Source organism: Clostridium sp. AM49-4BH, assembly GCF_003478335.1.
GTDB lineage: Bacteria > Bacillota > Clostridia > Lachnospirales > Lachnospiraceae > Butyribacter.
The window spans coordinates 1-18,521 of the sequence record NZ_QUFB01000007.1 but is presented as its reverse complement, the minus strand read 5'-3'; the positions used below and the strand labels follow the sequence as shown (position 1 = coordinate 18,521).

The window sequence follows — 18,521 nt, the reverse complement described above, 5'->3', positions numbered from 1 at the left end:
AAAATGATATTTGCCCGCTGTATTAAAATATGATAGACTATTACTGCCGTAGAACAAGAAAATGCAGATCATTCTATCTGTATTTCTGCCGTTTTGCGTCAATACTTACCAGAAAGGAATTGAAATAATGAAAGCAACACCGGTTAAAGGAACGAGAGATTATCTGCCAAAGGAGGTTATGATCCGCGACCATCTGCAGGAGATCATCCGTGAAACATATCAGGAAGCGGGTTTTGAACGTATCACAACCCCTATTATAGAAGATGCTGTAAACTTAGATAAAAGCGAAGGTGGCGAAAATTTAAATCTGATCTTCAAGATCTTAAAACGAGGCAAAAAGTTATCCTCTGCCTTAGAAGCAGAAGCCCCTACCGAACAGACGCTTGCCGATATGGGGCTGCGTTATGACCTGACACTGCCACTTTCCCGCTATTATGCCAACAACCGCAATGATCTGATGAATCCTTTCAAGGTTATTCAGATGGACCGCGTATACCGCGCAGAGCGGCCACAGAAGGGACGTCTTAGAGAGTTTATGCAGTGCGATATCGATATCATTGGCAATGCCTCTCCAGATGCCGAAGTGGAATTGATCCTTACAACGACAAAGGCTCTGACCCGCATTGGCCTCTCTTCTTTTAAGGTCAAGATCAACGACCGCCGCATCCTCAAGGCAATCTTTACTTATGCAGGCTTTGCCGAGGAAGATCATGAAAAACTGGCGATCATTTTTGATAAATTAGATAAGATCGGTATTGAAGGTGTGCAGAAAGAATTAGAAGAAAATGCATTTGATGCTTCTGCTATTGAAAAATTTATTGCCTTGTTTGAAAGCGGCGCTTTGGATCTGGATTCTGTCGCAAAAGTATGCGATGCCGACTATGTTGCTTCTCTGAAATACATTATGGATACCGTAACTTCTGTCTCCGGCAATGCCTTTCCGATCGAATTCACACCGTCTCTCGTGCGCGGTCAGGGCTATTACACCGGAACGATCTTTGAAGTAGAAGCAGAGGGCTATAGTGGCGCTGTTGCCGGTGGTGGTCGTTATGACAATCTGATCGGTAAATTCTTAAACGAAGATATCCCGGCAGTTGGATTTTCCATTGGCTTTGAGCGTATCTTTGGTATTTTGATGGATAACGGTTACGAAATCCCGGGACAGAAAAAGCGCATTGCGGTATTCTATGATCCGGATACTTATGCAGCTGCATTGCAATATGCTGAAGAACTTCGCAGCGAATATCTGGTTTCAACGATCGCCCGTCCTAAGAAACTTGGCAAATTCTTAAATCGTCTGGAAACCGCCGGATACGATGGATTCGCTGTGTACGGACAGGAAGATGGTGTCAAATTGTTTTCCTAAGGAATAACACCACACTACGATAAGTTTCCCATAAAGTAAACAAAGTGGCTGTTCCGCTTATGTTGGAACAGCCACTTTGTTATCCTCTAAAATCATCCGCTAAAGATCTATCGAATGAAGTTCGTCCCGATACGTTCTTCCAGCTCCGGCAGACCAAACATTTCTTTACCCATAGCAATGCTCTTGATCAAAAATGCCATATTATTTCCAAGTGTTCTCATAATCTGAAGGCCCTCTCCATCCTGCTTTGCCTCATCTGCGTTATTGCCATGAATGCTGTTCCAGTATTGGCTGGATGCTACCGGCATACCGGAGATTGTGAAAAATTTGTTGAGCTCATCAAACGATGCCGAACATCCGCCTCGTCTTGCAGACACTACAGAAGCACCAACTTTCATACGTTTATCAAAGTGTGTACTGTAAAACAATCTGGTCAGGCACGCCACAAGCGTTGCATTGGCAGAGGCATAATATACCGGACTTCCAACTACCAGACCATCCGCTTTTTCAAACTTTGGTGCAATTTCATTGACAATGTCATCAATAACACATTTACCGGTTTCTGCGCAAACCCCACAAGCCATACAACTGCGTACCGCCAAGTGACCGACCTGTACAATTTCTGTGTGCACGCCGTTGCGTTCTAAGGCACCTGCGACTTCCTCAAGTGCTGTTGCAGTCGAACCGTTACAATGTGGCGATCCATTCAATAGTAACACATAAGATGGTTCTGCGTTCTTCTCAGAAGACACTTTTCCTGCAGCAATCGGCTCCTCTGTCTCTGCAGATACCTTCTCTGCAGTAATCGGCTCCTCTGTCTCTGTAGATACCTTCTCTGCAGCAATCGGCTCCTCTGTATCCGAAGATACCTTCTCTGTGGTTATGGGTTCTACTTTCTCCCCCAAATAGATCACTGTTCCACAATTTGCCGGCAAAGTAACTTGCAGTTGTCCATTCTCATATTGTACATGTTCTGCCTGTCCTAACATATCTGTAGCACTTGAAGCTCCAACCGGCGCCTGTACGGTAATTGTTGTCGGCTCGTCATCGCAATTGAGTAACATGATCATTGCCGTTTCTGAAAGTGCTCTCGCATATACAAATTGACGATTAGTCAATGACAGTTCCTGATATCGTCCCTCACTCAACTCCGGATACTGTTTCTTTAATTCGCCCAATTTCACGCACAATGCTGTAATCGGATTATTGGTATATGCATCCGCATAATCTGCAAGTTCCAAATGAGGACGCAAGTTCCAGTCTGATCCTTGTTCCTTTTTCCCTTCGATACCAAATTCTGATCCATAGTACATGGAAGGGATTCCGTATAACGTATAAACGAGCAGCGTTACCAAACCCATATGCTCTTTATTGTTCAATTTCGAATAAATGCGCTCTACATCGTGATTATCCATAAATGTATACAAGCGGTAGTCTCCGCAAATGCCAAGTAAGCGTTTTACGGAATGAGCGATCTCAAAATAATTATGATCGTTATGTCCGGAATACAAGCCTTTATGCAGCTCATAATTTGTTACCGAATGCAGCATGCCATCGTTTACCCAACGACTGTAATCGCCATGGATCACTTCACCCATCAACCAAAAATCCGGTTTCATAACATCTGTCATCTGACGCATCGCATGCATAAATCCATGATCCAGTACATCTGCCGCATCCAAACGGATTCCATCAATATCAAACTCAGCCACCCAAAAACGGATCGCGTCAAAAATATAGTTCTGCACTTCCGGATTCTGCTGATTTAACTTGACTAACAGATTATATCCGCCCCAGTTTTCATAAGAAAAGCCGTCATTATACTCGTTATTTCCACCAAAATTCAGGTTACAAAACCAACTGCAATATGGAGACTGCTCTCTATTTTGCTGCACATCCTTAAATGCAAAGAACTCTCGTCCGACATGATTAAAGACACCGTCTACGATCACGCGAAGCCCTAACTTGTGGCAATATGCTACATAATCTCTGAAATCATCGTTTGTTCCCAAACGACAGTCTACTCTGCGATAATCTGTCGTCTCATACCCATGCCCCACTGACTCAAACAACGGTCCGATATAAATTGCCGTGCAATTTAACTTAGCGGCATGTTCTGCCCACTCCTTTAACTGATCAAAATGGGATTCCGCGATCCCTGTATTTTCTTTGGCGCATCCACAAAGTCCCAGTGGATAAATGTGATAAAAAACTGCCTGATCATACCATTTCATCATTCTTTTGTCTCCTTCTGTGTTAAACGCTTGTGATGTTCTTCTTTATCCGCATACATCTCGTCATCTGCCTGCTTCATAATATGTTCTATATCGGACGCTCCGTGGAGCTCTTCCCAGATCACACCACAACTGGCAGCGATCCGGTATGGCTTACCACTTTCTCTGTCAATCTGCGCGATCCGTTCCCGAAGCATTTGACGATATTGCTCATAAAACGTAAGATTTGCCTTGTCATACTCTTCTACCAGACACATGACGTATTCATCCCCGCCGAAGCGTGCGCATATCCCATTTACCTCAACGGCAGTATCTGATATCGCCTGTGCTATGCTGCGAATGGCAAAATCTCCTTCTATATGTCCATAATGATCATTGATAAATTTGAGCCGATCCAGATCTACTGACGCCATAAACAACATTTTGCGCTTGCCGGCAAGCTTTGCGATCCGATTGCGTAATTCGTCATAAAATCCATGTCTATTATAAATCGCTGTCAATGCATCTTTGACATATAAGCTATACAACTGCGCCTGCTTACGTACTGTACCAAACACCTGATCCAAACTCATGGAAAACTCATATAACATTCCATAATCCATCTTGGCTGCATCATGTGAGACCACCATATAGCCATAGATCTCTGATTGCCAATGAATTGGCACGACAATCACCTGATTGGTACAGGCTCGGATCCTGTCAAAACACTGTAATTGCTTTTCCAGTGGTATCCGTTCTAATGGCATCGTAAATGTTCCATCACATATTTCGACCAGCTTAACCAAGTCAGTCACGTCACTCGCACAACAAATGTCAGAATCATGATAGAAATTATGATTTACAATTATCATAAAATTATCCGCCGGAAAACAATCTTTATATTCTTGGAACGACTCTGCCAGCTTGACCAGAGAATGACCATCTGACATGCTATTCGTCATCATGAAAAAGTCATATGACTGATATCTGGCTATCTCTCTCTGACCATACCAGTGCATCACTTCCTCACTTAAATTGCGCTGTTGGACCGGCTCACAACCACACGATTCACTATAATCGACATAAAAAGGAACAACAATGTCATATACATTTGTACATTTCCCATTTTGGTGATCATCGATCATCTGTATAACATTCAAGCCAATCTGTGCTGCATCATTCTTGGCAGAAGTCAACTTTGGCATACAGCATTCACCTAATAACAAGCCATCAAAACCGGTCACAATAACATCTTCCGGTACTCTCAATCCGTGATTTTGCAGCACATTGCTCGCTGTAATCGCCATCATATCATTTGCACATATGATAGCCTCCGGTCTTCTGGACGTACCAGCCTCCCATTCCTGCACCCATTTTTCCATTGCGGCGCGGGACGGAAATTCCCAAAAATCTCCATAAGCAATGTACTCTTCTTTGACGGTACGGCCATTTTCTTTCATAACATGTCGATAAGTCTCTAATCTTTGTTCCGAAAAATCATTATCTCGAAATCCTGCAATAAAATTCACTTCTTGACAACCATGGTATTCGATAACATGACGTACGATCTGTTCAAATGATTTCTCATAGTCAAATTTAATATTATAGCATCCCTTTTTGTAACAATCGAGCATAACTACCGGAACATTGTTCTTGTGCGCTTTTGCCACCAGATCATCACAAACTGCATCATTCCGAATAGATTCGCCCAATACCACCAATGCAGCTAACTGATCATACGGGATGACAGAAAACACACTCAATTCACCCCTGCTATGACTCGTCTCAACATCCATCTTGACAGACAAATTGCAGATCATAACCTCATATCCGCGTTCCCTGGCACAATCACAGATCGCGTGGATCTGACGCTCCTGTTCCCACAGATATATCTGCGCTGCACAAATCGCAATAATCTTGTTCATATCCCTCTCCATCTCTCTTTATTGCCATCAGCAAATGTCAGTATTTTCTTGTATTATCGTGTGTACTGCAACACCACGAATTTATTATCTGTTACTCGTTCTTTTTATTCCGCTCATACTTATTTTTAGTATACCATAATCCATCTGCAAATAAAAGGGTTGCAAGCAAGTATACACCGACAAATATTACGATCGAGATCTTTTGCCCTGATGGAAAAACAAGTTGTAATACATAGCTGGTTGCATTAAAGATAATATGTGTTCCTATCGATGCAAATATCGTTCCGGTACTGACACGCACCAATCCTAGAACTGCTCCCAGTACAAACGCATAAATCCCCTGTACGAGATTCATGTGGTATATGCCAAACAATAGTGCCTGCAGTAAATTAGCTGTCCAAAATGGAAATGCCAAATATAAGCGATCCAATATCGCCCCACGAAAGATCAACTCTTCGGATATCGGACCGATCAACAACACATAGCAATATGTCAGCCAAGGACTGCTGGTCGAAAAGTTGGACATCACATTTGAATACTGCTGAAACTCTCCCGGAAAGATTGTCTGCCATATCGTAAGTGTAATGCTAATAAAAACACAGCCGCCTACTGCCACCGAGATCAACGCAATGAGCTGGCGAAGCTGTAATGCATTGCGATATGAAAAATCTCGTTTTCGCCAATCTGAACGCCAATACCAATAGCCGGACCACACAGCCGCCATGAAAGCACTTAACATAGATACAAACATCACATAATTCGGCGAATTCGGTGTAATTCCTGTCACCTTAGACAGAGCAAGCGTTATGACCGCTGCAAAAATCTGCAGAATCAGCACGGACAAAAAGATACCTAACGCACCAATTGTCTGTCTCACCTGAATTTTCGTCCATTGTACGTTTTGTTGATTCATTCTTACCTCATTTCTTTGTTACAAACGGAAAAGGATTTGGACAAACAACTCTAGTCGGCCCAAATCCTTATTTTCTCTTGTTTTAATGTCCTTAACGCTTACGCTGTAAAAATTCCGGAATCTTGATTCCATCCTCTGCCTGACGGCTGTAGGAAGGTGTCTGAGGTCTGGCAGTATGACTGCTTCCCAAAGCGGATGGTGCAACCGGACGTGAGCTTGCAAGCTGTCCCTCTTTGGTTGGGAAATTCGTCTTTGGTGCTGCCGGCTTCTTTAAGAATGCTGGTGTGTGCTCCTCTGTAAGATGCATGCCATCATCTTCCAATCCTGTAGCGATAACGGTAATCTTTACGCTGTCATCTTCTGCCTCCGGGAACATAACACCGAAGATAATATTGGTATTCTCACCCGTAAGCTCTTCTATGTACATAGCTGCATCATTTGCTTCCTGTAATCCTACATCACCGGAAATATTTATAATAACATGAGATGCACCCTCGATCGTCGTCTCAAGCAATGGACTGGAAATCGCTTCCTTTACAGCCTCTACGCACTTATCGTCCCCACTGCCGGTTCCAATTCCGATATGGGCGATCCCCTTATCTTTCATAACCGTCTGTACGTCTGCAAAGTCAAGGTTGATAAGACCAGGTACATTGATCAGGTCAGTGATACCCTGCACACCCTGCTGCAACACTTCGTCTGCTTTCTTCAAAGCATCCGGCATAGAAGTGCGTCGATCTACGATCTCAAGCAGCTTGTCGTTTGGAATGACGATCAATGTATCAACATTTTTCTTTAACTCGTCAATACCGGAAGTTGCATTGTTCATACGGCTTCTCGCCTCGAAACGGAATGGTTTGGTCACAATACCAACCGTCAGAATGCCCATTTCCTTGGCAATGCCTGCAATGACCGGTGCTGCACCGGTTCCGGTTCCGCCACCCATACCACAAGTTACGAATACCATATCGGCACCCTTTACCAGCTCTGTAAGCTCTTCTCTATTCTCCTCTGCGGCTGCCTTGCCTACCTCCGGATCTGCGCCCGCGCCCAATCCTTTGGTAAGTTTCTCACCGATCTGAATACAATTGCCGGCTTTACAATTTGATAAATGCTGCTTGTCTGTATTTACACAAACAAATTCAACACCCATAATTCCTTCATCTATCATTCGATTGACTGCGTTATTTCCACCGCCGCCAACACCAATTACAATTATTTTTGCAGCTAAGTCTGACTCATTTGTCTTAATCTCTAACAACGTTGCTCCTCCTTCACCTTGCATTCTCACAATCCCCTAAGGTATATAATAACCATTTAAGGCTCAATAATCAAGAGAATGTTTGTTCTTTTTTGCTAATTTTCTTCTTTCTTTTTCGTTTTTTTGACATTTTTGTTTGTTTTCTTGGGAGGATCCACTACAATGCTGTCTCCAGCCTTGTAATTTTCCATATGAATCGTACCTTCCAGCGTCAATTTTTCCTTGACTGCCGTCTCAAAAACACGTGCCAGATTGTTCATTTCGTCATCGTATCTTTTTTTCTTGCCAAGATAGATCTTAAGCTTGCCGGAATACAGTATTAACGCCCCGGATTCGATATGCAGCTGTTTCACGGAAATATTGTAATGTGAGATAAGCTGCGAAACATTCATGATGGATTCAAACACACCCTCATCTGTCGTTTTGAATGCCTCTCCCACCGTAAAATTACCAAAGTTGCCACCGGTTACGACCGGAATCCCCTTTTTCTTTTTAGGAAGCGTCTGCAGCACAATACCATCTTTATCAAAATATACATATTGACCTAAGTATTTGATACATCCACTGATCGTTTTGTCATATACGTGCAGTGTTACGCTACGCGGCCCATGATATTCCACCTCTATCGTTTCAATAAAAGGAAGGGAACCAAGCCCCACTGTTTTTTCATAAAACCAAAGCACTACTTCATTGCCTGACAGTTTCTTTTGAAAAACCAGATTTTTAATCTCAGAATCCGAGTAATACTCCGTTCCTTCCACTGTCACATTATCGATATGAAAGATAAAATATACTCCCACCAACAATAATGCGATCACTGCCGCCACTGCGAACAGTCTCTTTAGTACACGCATAATTATCCCCATTTCTTTATTTACTTCCGGCTGACACCGACAACACCAGTCCCATTTCCGCCATCATGATCGTCGCAGAAGTTCCACCATAACTGATCAACGGCAATGGAATCCCGGTCGACGGAATCGAATTGGTCACTACAGCCACATTGATCACAACCTGTATTGCCAATTGGATCAATACTCCGACACAGATCATTGTTCCAAACAGATCCGTTGCCTTGATCGCAATCCACGTGATCCTCCAAAACATTACCAAAAAAGCGATGATAAGTCCTGCTGCTCCAACAATTCCAAGCTCTTCACAGACCACAGCAAATATCATATCGTTATATGCCTCCGGAATATAGCCGAGCTTTTGCATACTATTTCCCAGCCCTTTGCCAAAAACACCGCCGGTTGCAATTGCATATAATCCCTGCTTGATCTGATGTGCATTCTCATTCGTTTCTACATGCAGCCAAATATCAATGCGCTCTGCACGAAATCCCTCTCCCAAAAAGATGTAGCAGGCTCCGCCGCAGATCAACAGCACAAGACATACTGCGAAATACAGTTTCTTGCGGCTTCCTACAAAGCACATCCCGACAACGATACCGGAAACAATGATCGCAGAACTCATATTTTCCACTAAGATCAGCACAATACTCGGTCCCATAAAAAGCATTACCCGCAAAAAACCGGCAAAATGATCTAACGACTGTCTGCTCCGATAGATTGCATATGCTACAAACAATATTGCTGCGATCTTAGAGATTTCAGACGGCTGAAACTGTACAAACCCAAGATTCAGCCAGCGTTTTGCACCATTTTTTTCAACACCGACAAACAAAACGGCAACCTGCATAATAATTGCTGCCAGATAGACCAAATATACAAAATTGATCTTTTTTCCAAAGATCGGTTTGATAAACAGGCGATAATCTATCCCGGATACAAGAATCATTCCGACAACGCCGATCCCAAGGCCAAGCACTTGCTGCGTCACATAACGCCACTGTGACCCTGTCAGCACTGCGGTATAGTATCCGGCACTGTAGATCATGAAAACGCCAAAAACAGCGATCCCAATTGTCATAAAAAGTAATACATAATCGTAATTACGAATTTTATAACTTTTTGACATATTCCTTAAAAAGGTCGCCTCTCTCTTCAAAATTTTTGAACATTCCCCAGCTTGCGCACGCCGGAGATAACAGCACAGCATCACCATCCTGTGCCTGACGGGCACATTCAGCTACTGCCTCTTCTAAAGAATCCACTTTCGTCACTGCAGTAAAGCCCGCCTTAGCGGCTGCCTCTGCGATTTTATCTGCTGTCTGCCCAAGCAATACCAGACTTTTTACTTTCGTTCCGAACGATGCGATCCATTCATCATAAACGGACTCTTTGTCATAACCGCCGCCGATCACGATCGTTGGACGAACCATTGCTTCAACAGCCTTGATCGCTGCATCCGGGTTCGTTCCCTTAGAATCATTGTAATATTTTACACCGTTCACTTCTTTTACAAACTCGATACGATGCGGCACAGCCTGGAACTCACAAACCACTTTACGGATCACATCCCACGGCACGTTCATACCATGTGCGATCGCTGCCGCCGCCATTACATTCTCGTAGTTATGCATACCTAACAGTTTCAGATCATGTATGTTGCAAAGCGTGATCTCTTCGCCGTCGCGGCATACGATCTCTTCTCCACGCAGGAAAATGCCTCGTTCTAATTCTCTGGCACTGCTAAACCAAAATACATCTGCCGACATATTTTTTGCAACCTGCTGCAAACGCTCATCTTCATAATTGAGTACGCACATCTGCTCTTTGGTCTGATTCATCGCAACACGTGCTTTCGTCTCTGTATAACACTCCATCGTATGATGTCTGTTGAGATGGTCCGGCGTTATGTTCAAAATAGCGCTGACCTGAGGGCAGAATTTGTGGATCGTCTCCAGCTGGAAACTGCTGACCTCTGCCACCGTAACTGTATCATCACACATCTGCATTGCATATTGTGTATACGGTAGTCCGATATTTCCTACGACAAATACACTGTCATAGTATGCTTTCATGATCTCACCCGTCAATGCTGTCGTTGTCGTCTTACCATTGGTTCCTGTGATCGCAACAACTTTTCCTTTACCACATACATAAGCAAGCTCGATCTCGCCCCAAATTGGAATGCCCGCCTCCTGCATACGTACCACAAACGGCAGATCCGTCGGCACACCTGGCTTAACACTGCCAAATCGATCCGATCCATCACCTGATCCGGCAGATCTCCCAAAATCAGATCATAATGAATATCCTCTGAAAACTTCGCCGCCACTGTCTCCGGTGACAGCTCTGTATTGCCGTCTAATAAAATAATATTGGCACTCTGCGTTGCTAACAGATTTACTGCTGCTATGCCACTAATTCCTGTACCTACTACTAATACTGTCTTTCCTGATAATCCCATTTCACTATCCACTTCTGTTCCTCCTTTTGCTGCTCTTTCCTAAACAATTGTAATGCAATCCACCCGAGAAATCAACCAAATGACGTTTATTTCTTCGTTTGTTTTTGCGGTGTTTTTTTGACGCCCAAATATGGCAGGGCATTATCTAACAGTTCCGATACGACCGGTGCGGCAATTGTTCCTCCATAGTAGATTCCTTCCGGCTCATCGATCAAAACGACTGTCAAAACCTTCGGATCGTCTGCCGGGGCAAAGCCAATACAGGATGCAATGTATTTGCCACTGCGGCGCGGAAGTTTTTCTGAGGTTCCTGTTTTGGCACCGACCTGATATCCTTCGACGGAAGCTTTGGAACCGGATCCTTCTGTTACCACACTCTCTAGGATCATTTTCATATTTTCCGAAGTTTCCTTAGACACTATTTTTTTCTTCTGCGGATATGATAATTTGCGTACCGATCCGTTCGATGTATTCTCGATGCTGACGCCGAAGTGCGGTACAATACTGTGGCCACCATTGATCACGGCACTAACCGATGTTAACAGTCTGATCGGCGATAACTGAAACGACTGTCCAAAAGACATCGTAGCAAGTTCCACCGCTCCCACATTTTTTTGCTGATGCATGATCGTTGATGCCTCTCCCGGAACGTCGATATTGGTTTTTGAAAGGATACCAAGCTGTCTCATTCCACGAAACATCCCACCGACTCCAAGCCTTGCTCCAACCTCCATAAATACCGGGTTGCATGAATTTTGCACCCCCTGCACAAAGGTTTCACTACCATGCCCACCTGCCTTATGACATCGGATACGCCGATCCTCAACAATCTTAAAACCCGGGCAATAAAAGGTATCATTCAAGGATACTGCCCCCGCCTCCAAAGCTGCCGTTGAGGTGATGATCTTAAATGTTGATCCCGGCTCGTAAGTATCGCTAACACAGCCATTTCTCCACATTTTATTCAACTCTTCATTTTTTTGTTTCTCCGACAGATTTTCGCTCTGATCCACTAATTCGTATGGCTTAGTCAACGAAAACTCTGGTGAATTGACCATCGCATAAATCTCTCCATTTTGCGGATTCATCATGATAACCCGCACCCCTGCAGCATTTTTTGCCTCGCGCACTTTCTCTGCCGCCTGTGTTGCAAATTGCTGCAGATTACTATCAATACTTGTGTAAAGATTTTGCCCGGCAACCGGTTCTCTTCTCTCTTCCGCTTTCCCGTCAATCTCCAGGCCACGCGCTGTCGTCATAGTTAATATTGCACCGTTTTGTCCCTGCAATATATCATCATAGCTTACTTCCAAACCGATAATTCCCTGATTATCCGCACCGGTAAATCCAATAACACGTGACGCCAAGGTATCATACGGATAATACCTTTTGTAGTCTTCATCCACCATGACTCCCGCCAGATTCTCTTCTCGGATCTTATCGGAAGTTTCTTTCGGCACATTTGCCTTGATACGCTCGATAGATGACACCTTTTCTACGCGTTTTCGCACTTCCTGTTCATCCAGATCTAATAGCTCAGATAGTCTGGTGATCACCTTTTCCGGTTCTTTAATCTGGTTGTGAATAACAGAAATGGTGGACACCGGCTTATTTCCAGCCAATATCTCACCATTTCTATCGTATATCACACCGCGCTTTGCCTTGATCGCGCGCTCTCGTTGTTGTACATCTTTTGCTTTCTGTCCGTAATAATCTGCTTTGGCGACCATCAAATATGCCAACCGCCCTGTAAGCGATAACGACAACAGACAGACCATAATATATACAAAAAGGATTCTCTGCCGCTGCGGTGTTTTGCAATTTTTCATTATTTTGGATTTTCACTGTTTGGTTGCAATCAGTATATGAATCCGTTCGACAAAGTATACCTTTGCCTGGGTCCCACCACTAAACGATCACTGTAATTTCTTATAATCTTCGGTGCTGTAACCACCTTTTGGCACTTCCAACGGAAGATTGCCGTTTTTGGTAGACGGAAGCTGTACTTTCGTCGTGCCTCCGGAAGAGTCGTTTTTATAGACACCAAGCATTGGAAGAACGTCTCCCATAACGGAACTTGCAAATTCTGTGGCATAGGTGCTATGTGCCTGATCCTCCACATGGGGCTGATCGATCACGACATAGATCACGACCTCCGGGTGTTCTATCGGTGTGAATCCAATAAAGGAAACCAGATAGTTTTTCTTTTTACGCGGATACTTCTCTGCAGTACCGGTTTTGCCGCCAACTTTATAGCCTTTCACCTGTGCCGCCTTCGCAGTACCCTCTTCCACAGTTTTGTATAGATAACTGCGAAGCAGCTTACTCGTTTCCGCAGTAACTACTTTATGAACCGGCTGTGTTTCTATTTCAGAAACAGTAGCTCCATTTTCATTTTGAATTTCCTTCACAACGTGCGGAGTGTAATAATACCCACCATTTACTACTGAGGAAAACGCTGCTGCCATCTGCACCATGGTCACCGTCTGGCTCTGTCCAAAACTTGACGTAGCTAAGTCGGCACTGCGCATCGTATCCTCTGTAAAGATCTTGCCGGTTGCCTCACCAGGAAGATCAATGCCTGTTTTTTGTCCATATCCAAAATCGTTTACATATTTTAAGAAACGCTTGCCCCCTAATGCATCTCCCATCTGCATCAAGGCATCGTTACAAGATTCCATCAACGCCTGACATATATTGATCGTTCCATGACCGCCTTTGCTAAACGCCACGCACTTGATCTTGCTTCCACCAACTTTCTGATAACCATCGCAGACATACGTTCTGCTTGGAGAAGTCGTTCCCTCTTCCAAACTTGCCGCTACCGTGATCGGTTTGAAAGTTGATCCCGGTTCGTAAGCATCACTGATGCAGAAATTACGCCAGATCTCATTTAATTCCTCCATCTTTTTCTTGTCACTCATACCGGCAAGCTTGTCCTCTGAGTAATACTTACTCAGGTCACTTGGATCATTCAGGTCATACCCGGGTGATGATGCCATCGCATATATTTCTCCATTGTTTGGATTCATAATGATGACACCCATATTTTCAGATCCGGTATCCGTCTGAAACTTCTGCATATGCTGTTCCAACACACCCTGCACATTAACATCAATCGTAGAAATGATCTTTTTACCATTTTCCGGTTCTTTGACATTCTCTACAAGATTAAGGTCCGAATCATAATACCCATACTTTTTGCCTGTTTTACCACTAAGCTGGCTGTTGTACTGATTTTCAATTCCCCATATTCCAACATTATCCGAAGAACAAAATCCGATCACATTACTTGCTACTGTTGAATACGGATACTGTCTCACATATTCTTCTTCAAACCATACTCCCTGAATGTTTTTATCTTTATCAGCAAGCTCATTAAAAGCATCCACAACATCTCTGGATAATCCCTTATACTTCTTCACAACATAATAATGAGAATCCGGCTTTTTGTCGATGATCTTACGAACCGCACCTTCTGACATTCCAACTGTCTGTTTCAACGCTTTGGTCGTCGGCTCGAAATATGCGCTGTCTAACGTCAGTGCCTTTGGATCCAGTACTAAATTATACACCTTCTTACTGGACGCCAGCTTATTGCCATTGCGATCCAAAATATCTCCTCTACGGTATGCGATCGTATTACTCACATAACTTTGCTGTGATAACACGATCTTCTCATATTCATCCCCTTTACTCTGCCCCAGCCAGATCGTCCAGCCCACACAAACTAACGCAAATAAAACAATAGCACCGAGCGCAATAAATGTTCTTTGATACATCCTGCGGGTGCTAAATTTGTATTTTGTGTGTACTTTTCGGCGTCTCTGAGGATTGCCGGCTCGGTTTGTCTGTCTTCTCCTACTTTGGTTACTCTGCGTTCTTCTGCTCATCCGTGCCTCCATGTCCTGCTGTTTCGCATATACCGAATGCAAAAATTACTTTGCATCCGGTATCTCACCATATTGTTTTACCATATCACTCTTTTTGTTCTGATAGGTATATACCTGATCCTTTTTGGCGCGAACCATGCCAAGTTCCTGTGTCGCCTTGCGATAAACATCCGCAAGATCTACAGAGTCCACTACAGTCTGGTACTCCTGTTCATTATCTTCTTTCATCTGTGCAATGTCAGACTGGATCGCTACGACCTGCTGACGCTGCTCATGGAGCTGATTCTGTGTCTGAACATAAGAAAAACATACATAAAACACTGCAGCAACTGCCATGATCAAAAACAACACAGATGCACGGTGTACTCCCGGAAGTTCAACCGTTCTGCTATACGGATTTCTTCTTTCGCGCTCTCTTCGCTGATATTCCTCTTCACGTCTTTTGCGCTCCTGCTCTCTTCGAAGCGGTTCTACATCATATGCTCTGGCTGCACTGCCCTCTACATATGCCTGTCCACCACGGCCGGAATATCTGCTGTGGCTGCTTACAGATCGACTTCCACTCCCTGTCTGCCGACTGTATCCATATTGTCTGCTGCTATAACTTCCTTGTCTGCCTGCCATTCTTTGGCCCCCTTTTTATATATGCTCAAATACACGTAACTTTGCACTCTTCGCTCTCGGATTACGTTCCATTTCCTCCTCTGACGGAAGAATCGGTTTTCTTCCTACCATATGTCCTTTTGATCGGTTGCCGCATACGCACACCGGAAAATTCGGTGGACAGGTACACGGATCCTGCGCCTTCTTAAACGCTTGTTTTACAATTCGATCCTCCAAGGAGTGAAATGTGATAATGCACAATCTGCCTCCCGGATTTAACAGGTCGATCATCTCTTCTAATGTATTTTGTAACACGGATAATTCCTGATTCACCTCAATGCGTATCGCCTGAAAGGTTCTCTTTGCCGGATGTCCTCCCTGTTTACGAACTTTCATTGGTATCGCCTGACTGATGATCTCTGCCAAACGTCCTGTTGTTTTAATCGGTTCCTTTGCCCGTTCTATCACAATATGTTTTGCAATATTTTTGGCAAATTTGTCTTCTCCATAATTTTTGATCAAATGAAACAGATCACTTTCGGAATATTCGTTGACCACGTTATATGCCGACAACGCCTGTCTGTCATCCATACGCATATCGAGTGGTGCATCAAAACGATAAGAAAATCCTCTCTCGGATGTATCTAGCTGAAAAGATGAGACTCCCAAGTCTAAAGTAATGCCATCCACGCCTGCAATACCAAGCTCCTGCAATACCTGCTTCATCTCTGCATAATTACTGCGAACGATCGTCACCTTTGAACCATACGGTTTCAAACGTTCTGTGCTCGCTGCGATCGCATCTGCATCCTGATCGATCCCTATAAATCGTCCCTTGTCCCCTAGCATGGAACAGACAACACTACCATGTCCTGCTCCCCCTAAGGTTCCATCCACATATATGCCATCCGGTTTCACCGCAAGTCCATCAATGACTTCCTGCAATAACACCGAAGTATGCTGAAACTCCACGGTTACACGCCCCTTTCTTAACGATGGTTTATAAGTTTATAAAGAAATATCCAAAGTATCCATTGCACTTGCAAGAAGTTCTTCGTCCTCTTCTGTCTCCTCCGTGTTGTAACGTGCCTTATCCCAAAGCTCTACACGGTTCATCATACCAACAAAAACGACATCTTTCTCCAGATCAGCCATCTCACGATGCAGTGCCGGAACCAGAATTCGTCCCTGCTTGTCCAGACTCACCTCCATCGCTTTCGATAGAAACTGTCGTTGAATTTTACGATTTTGTAATGTAGATGGGAGACTTTGCAGCTTGTCTGCAAACTCCTGCCAAGCGTCTGACGGGTATAGATATAAGCAGCCATCCAAACCTCTGGTGATAATAAAAGTCTCTCCAAGCCCTTCTCGGTACTTTGCAGGAATGATAGTTCTGCCCTTTGCATCAATGGTATGTTCGTATTGACCCATGAACATTGCTATCACCACCCTTCTTTCAAAATACACGAATCATAAGCTCGGATCTCCGTGAATTACTCCCTCATAAAACGCTGTTCTGACGCTGCGCCTGGATCAAATCCTGTTCTGACACTGTGTCATCAACTCCCCAGTTGAACTTGCAGTTGCGTCATCAACTCCCCAGTTGAACCTGCAGCGGTCTCATCAACTCCCCAGTTGAACTTGCAGCGGTCTCATCAACTCCCCAGTTGAACTTGCAGCGGTCTCACAAAATCACTTCTCACCACTTTTTAGGTTTTTCTAACCACCTTCCCCCACTTCGCCCCACTTTTCCTAAAATTCTATCGCTTTTTTGGGAATATTGCAAGTATTTTTTTATAAAAGTATGTAAAAAAGGACAAAAAAAAGATCTCAACTGTAATTTTTGAGATCTTTTTACAACTTATCACGTTATTCTATTGTGTTTGTTTTGCTTGCGTTTGTTTTGCCTTAAAGATCAACATTCCAACGGCAAACAGGAATAAAACTCCCGAAAGAAGCTGTGATACTGCAATTCCACTTTCAAACAGCATCAACTGATCTGTACGTAATCCTTCGATCCAAAACCGTCCCAGACCATATCCTGCCAAATACAGTAAAAATAATTGACCATTATATTTTTTATGTGGTGTGGCAACCAAAATGATGACAAGGACCAAGAGGTTCCATACAGATTCATACAAAAATGTTGGATGCACTTGAATATACTGCATACCGCCAATCGTCACCAAATGTTGGTTGACCGCATGCGTGATATTCGCCGGTGCTACCGCATCTTTTGGGATCTGCATCGCAAATAAGCCATCCGTATAACTGCCAAACGCCTCTCGGTTAAAGAAATTGCCCCATCGACCAATGATCTGTCCCACCAAAAGTCCGGCACAGGCCGTATCCACCAAACACAAGAAAGACTGTTTACGAATTTTTGCAAAGATCAACGTCGTGATCACTCCTGCGATCACACCACCATAAATAGCTAGTCCGCCGCCCCTTGTATTTAATATCTCACCCGGATGTTTGGCATAATAATCCCAACTAAACACGACATAATAAATTCTTGCTCCTATGATTGCAAAAATAATATCCCATACTGCCAGGTCCAAATACAATTCCTGATTTTGTCCGGTGCGTTTTGCCTGCCAGCTCGCCATCAAAAAGCCAAGAATCATGCCGAGTGCAATAATCATGCCATAGTATGCGATTGAAAATCCGCCTATCGTAATCGACCGCCCCAAATGTGCAATTTCAATCCCCAAATGTGGAAATCGTATATCCATAATCTTCTCCATTCTTCCCTCTGTTTCAACCTTCGCTTGTCACTTACTCAAACTTCCCATACCTCAAATTCCAACAACCACATATTGCTTATTATGTCAAAGAATACTAAGTATTTTGCAGCCACTACATAGCGGTTTCTGCCGTCAGAGAACTATAGTAATTGCCTTGCCTCATTTTCGTTTTTAGTGATTTCTAGATTTTGTTGTCTCTGATGATTGATTTACATGCCTTTCGGAAACTCGAAGTCCCGGAAGCAAGGTATTCATCATTTTTGAAAGGGACTTTGCGCTCGTCGT

13 protein-coding genes and 1 pseudogene are annotated in these 18,521 nt (G+C 43.7%); 1 reads left to right on the top strand and 13 read right to left on the bottom strand.

What is annotated here, in order from left to right:
- Positions 1 to 127 precede the first annotated feature (127 nt).
- Positions 128 to 1,366: a histidine--tRNA ligase gene (hisS, locus tag DW981_RS03395; protein WP_022025283.1), complete on the top strand. Its 1,239-nt coding sequence runs from the start codon at positions 128 to 130 to the stop codon at positions 1,364 to 1,366.
- A 107-nt stretch (positions 1,367 to 1,473) separates the two neighbouring features.
- On the opposite strand, the gene DW981_RS16090 is transcribed toward hisS, so the two are convergent.
- The 13 genes and pseudogenes from DW981_RS16090 to lgt all read right to left on the bottom strand — a co-directional run bounded on the left by DW981_RS16090 (position 1,474) and on the right by lgt (position 18,224).
- A complete protein-coding gene (locus DW981_RS16090; protein ID WP_182434116.1) occupies positions 1,474 to 3,603 on the bottom strand; it encodes an alpha-amylase family glycosyl hydrolase in 2,130 nt (709 codons plus the stop codon).
- Positions 3,600 to 5,504, bottom strand: coding sequence for a GGDEF domain-containing protein (locus DW981_RS03385; protein WP_182434115.1), 1,905 nt, complete (start codon positions 5,502 to 5,504; stop codon positions 3,600 to 3,602). Before DW981_RS03385 ends, DW981_RS16090 begins: the two co-directional genes overlap by 4 nt.
- Positions 5,505 to 5,595: 91 nt before the next feature.
- On the bottom strand, positions 5,596 to 6,417 hold the full coding sequence (locus DW981_RS03380) for a type II CAAX endopeptidase family protein (RefSeq protein WP_118506778.1): 822 nt from the start codon (positions 6,415 to 6,417) through the stop codon (positions 5,596 to 5,598).
- Positions 6,418 to 6,508: 91 nt separating this feature from the next.
- Entirely contained in the window at positions 6,509 to 7,678 is a 1,170-nt protein-coding gene (gene ftsZ, locus DW981_RS03375) for a cell division protein FtsZ (RefSeq protein WP_118506818.1), read from the bottom strand.
- 95 nt (positions 7,679 to 7,773) lie between these two features.
- Complete coding sequence (locus DW981_RS03370) at positions 7,774 to 8,532, bottom strand: hypothetical protein (protein WP_022025277.1); 759 nt, start codon at positions 8,530 to 8,532, stop codon at positions 7,774 to 7,776.
- Between the two features lie 16 nt (positions 8,533 to 8,548).
- Positions 8,549 to 9,658 carry a putative peptidoglycan glycosyltransferase FtsW gene (locus DW981_RS03365; protein ID WP_118506777.1) on the bottom strand — a complete coding sequence of 370 codons (1,110 nt, stop codon included), beginning with the start codon at positions 9,656 to 9,658 and terminating at the stop codon, positions 8,549 to 8,551.
- Positions 9,642 to 10,993, bottom strand: a pseudogene (gene murD / locus DW981_RS03360) (UDP-N-acetylmuramoyl-L-alanine--D-glutamate ligase). Before murD ends, DW981_RS03365 begins: the two are co-directional and overlap by 17 nt.
- Positions 10,994 to 11,079: 86 nt before the next feature.
- Entirely contained in the window at positions 11,080 to 12,822 is a 1,743-nt protein-coding gene (locus DW981_RS03355) for a penicillin-binding transpeptidase domain-containing protein (protein WP_118506776.1), read from the bottom strand.
- Between the two features lie 87 nt (positions 12,823 to 12,909).
- Positions 12,910 to 14,886, bottom strand: a complete 1,977-nt coding sequence (locus DW981_RS03350) for a penicillin-binding transpeptidase domain-containing protein (protein ID WP_182434114.1) — start codon at positions 14,884 to 14,886, stop codon at positions 12,910 to 12,912.
- Between the two features lie 45 nt (positions 14,887 to 14,931).
- Entirely contained in the window at positions 14,932 to 15,510 is a 579-nt protein-coding gene (locus DW981_RS03345; protein WP_118506774.1) for a septum formation initiator family protein, read from the bottom strand.
- A gap of 15 nt (positions 15,511 to 15,525) precedes the next feature.
- A complete protein-coding gene (gene rsmH, locus DW981_RS03340) occupies positions 15,526 to 16,461 on the bottom strand; it encodes a 16S rRNA (cytosine(1402)-N(4))-methyltransferase RsmH (protein ID WP_022025271.1) in 936 nt (311 codons plus the stop codon).
- Positions 16,462 to 16,497: 36 nt separating this feature from the next.
- Positions 16,498 to 16,926, bottom strand: coding sequence for a division/cell wall cluster transcriptional repressor MraZ (gene mraZ, locus DW981_RS03335; protein WP_022025270.1), 429 nt, complete (start codon positions 16,924 to 16,926; stop codon positions 16,498 to 16,500).
- Between the two features lie 437 nt (positions 16,927 to 17,363).
- On the bottom strand, positions 17,364 to 18,224 hold the full coding sequence (gene lgt / locus DW981_RS03330; RefSeq protein WP_243034650.1) for a prolipoprotein diacylglyceryl transferase: 861 nt from the start codon (positions 18,222 to 18,224) through the stop codon (positions 17,364 to 17,366).
- Between the last annotated feature and the right edge of the window lie 297 nt (positions 18,225 to 18,521).

What these genes read in the sequence shown, in the direction of transcription:
- hisS (WP_022025283.1), top strand. Translation starts at nt 128, where the DNA reads ATGAAAGCAACACCGGTTAAAGGAACGAGAGATTATCTGCCAAAGGAG.
- DW981_RS16090 (WP_182434116.1), bottom strand. Translation starts at nt 3,603, where the DNA reads ATGATGAAATGGTATGATCAGGCAGTTTTTTATCACATTTATCCACTG.
- DW981_RS03385 (WP_182434115.1), bottom strand. Translation starts at nt 5,504, where the DNA reads ATGAACAAGATTATTGCGATTTGTGCAGCGCAGATATATCTGTGGGAA.
- DW981_RS03380 (WP_118506778.1), bottom strand. Translation starts at nt 6,417, where the DNA reads ATGAATCAACAAAACGTACAATGGACGAAAATTCAGGTGAGACAGACA.
- DW981_RS03370 (WP_022025277.1), bottom strand. Translation starts at nt 8,532, where the DNA reads ATGCGTGTACTAAAGAGACTGTTCGCAGTGGCGGCAGTGATCGCATTA.
- DW981_RS03365 (WP_118506777.1), bottom strand. Translation starts at nt 9,658, where the DNA reads ATGTCAAAAAGTTATAAAATTCGTAATTACGATTATGTATTACTTTTT.
- DW981_RS03355 (WP_118506776.1), bottom strand. Translation starts at nt 12,822, where the DNA reads ATGAAAAATTGCAAAACACCGCAGCGGCAGAGAATCCTTTTTGTATAT.
- DW981_RS03350 (WP_182434114.1), bottom strand. Translation starts at nt 14,886, where the DNA reads ATGAGCAGAAGAACGCAGAGTAACCAAAGTAGGAGAAGACAGACAAAC.
- DW981_RS03345 (WP_118506774.1), bottom strand. Translation starts at nt 15,510, where the DNA reads ATGGCAGGCAGACAAGGAAGTTATAGCAGCAGACAATATGGATACAGT.
- mraZ (WP_022025270.1), bottom strand. Translation starts at nt 16,926, where the DNA reads ATGTTCATGGGTCAATACGAACATACCATTGATGCAAAGGGCAGAACT.
- lgt (WP_243034650.1), bottom strand. Translation starts at nt 18,224, where the DNA reads ATGGATATACGATTTCCACATTTGGGGATTGAAATTGCACATTTGGGG.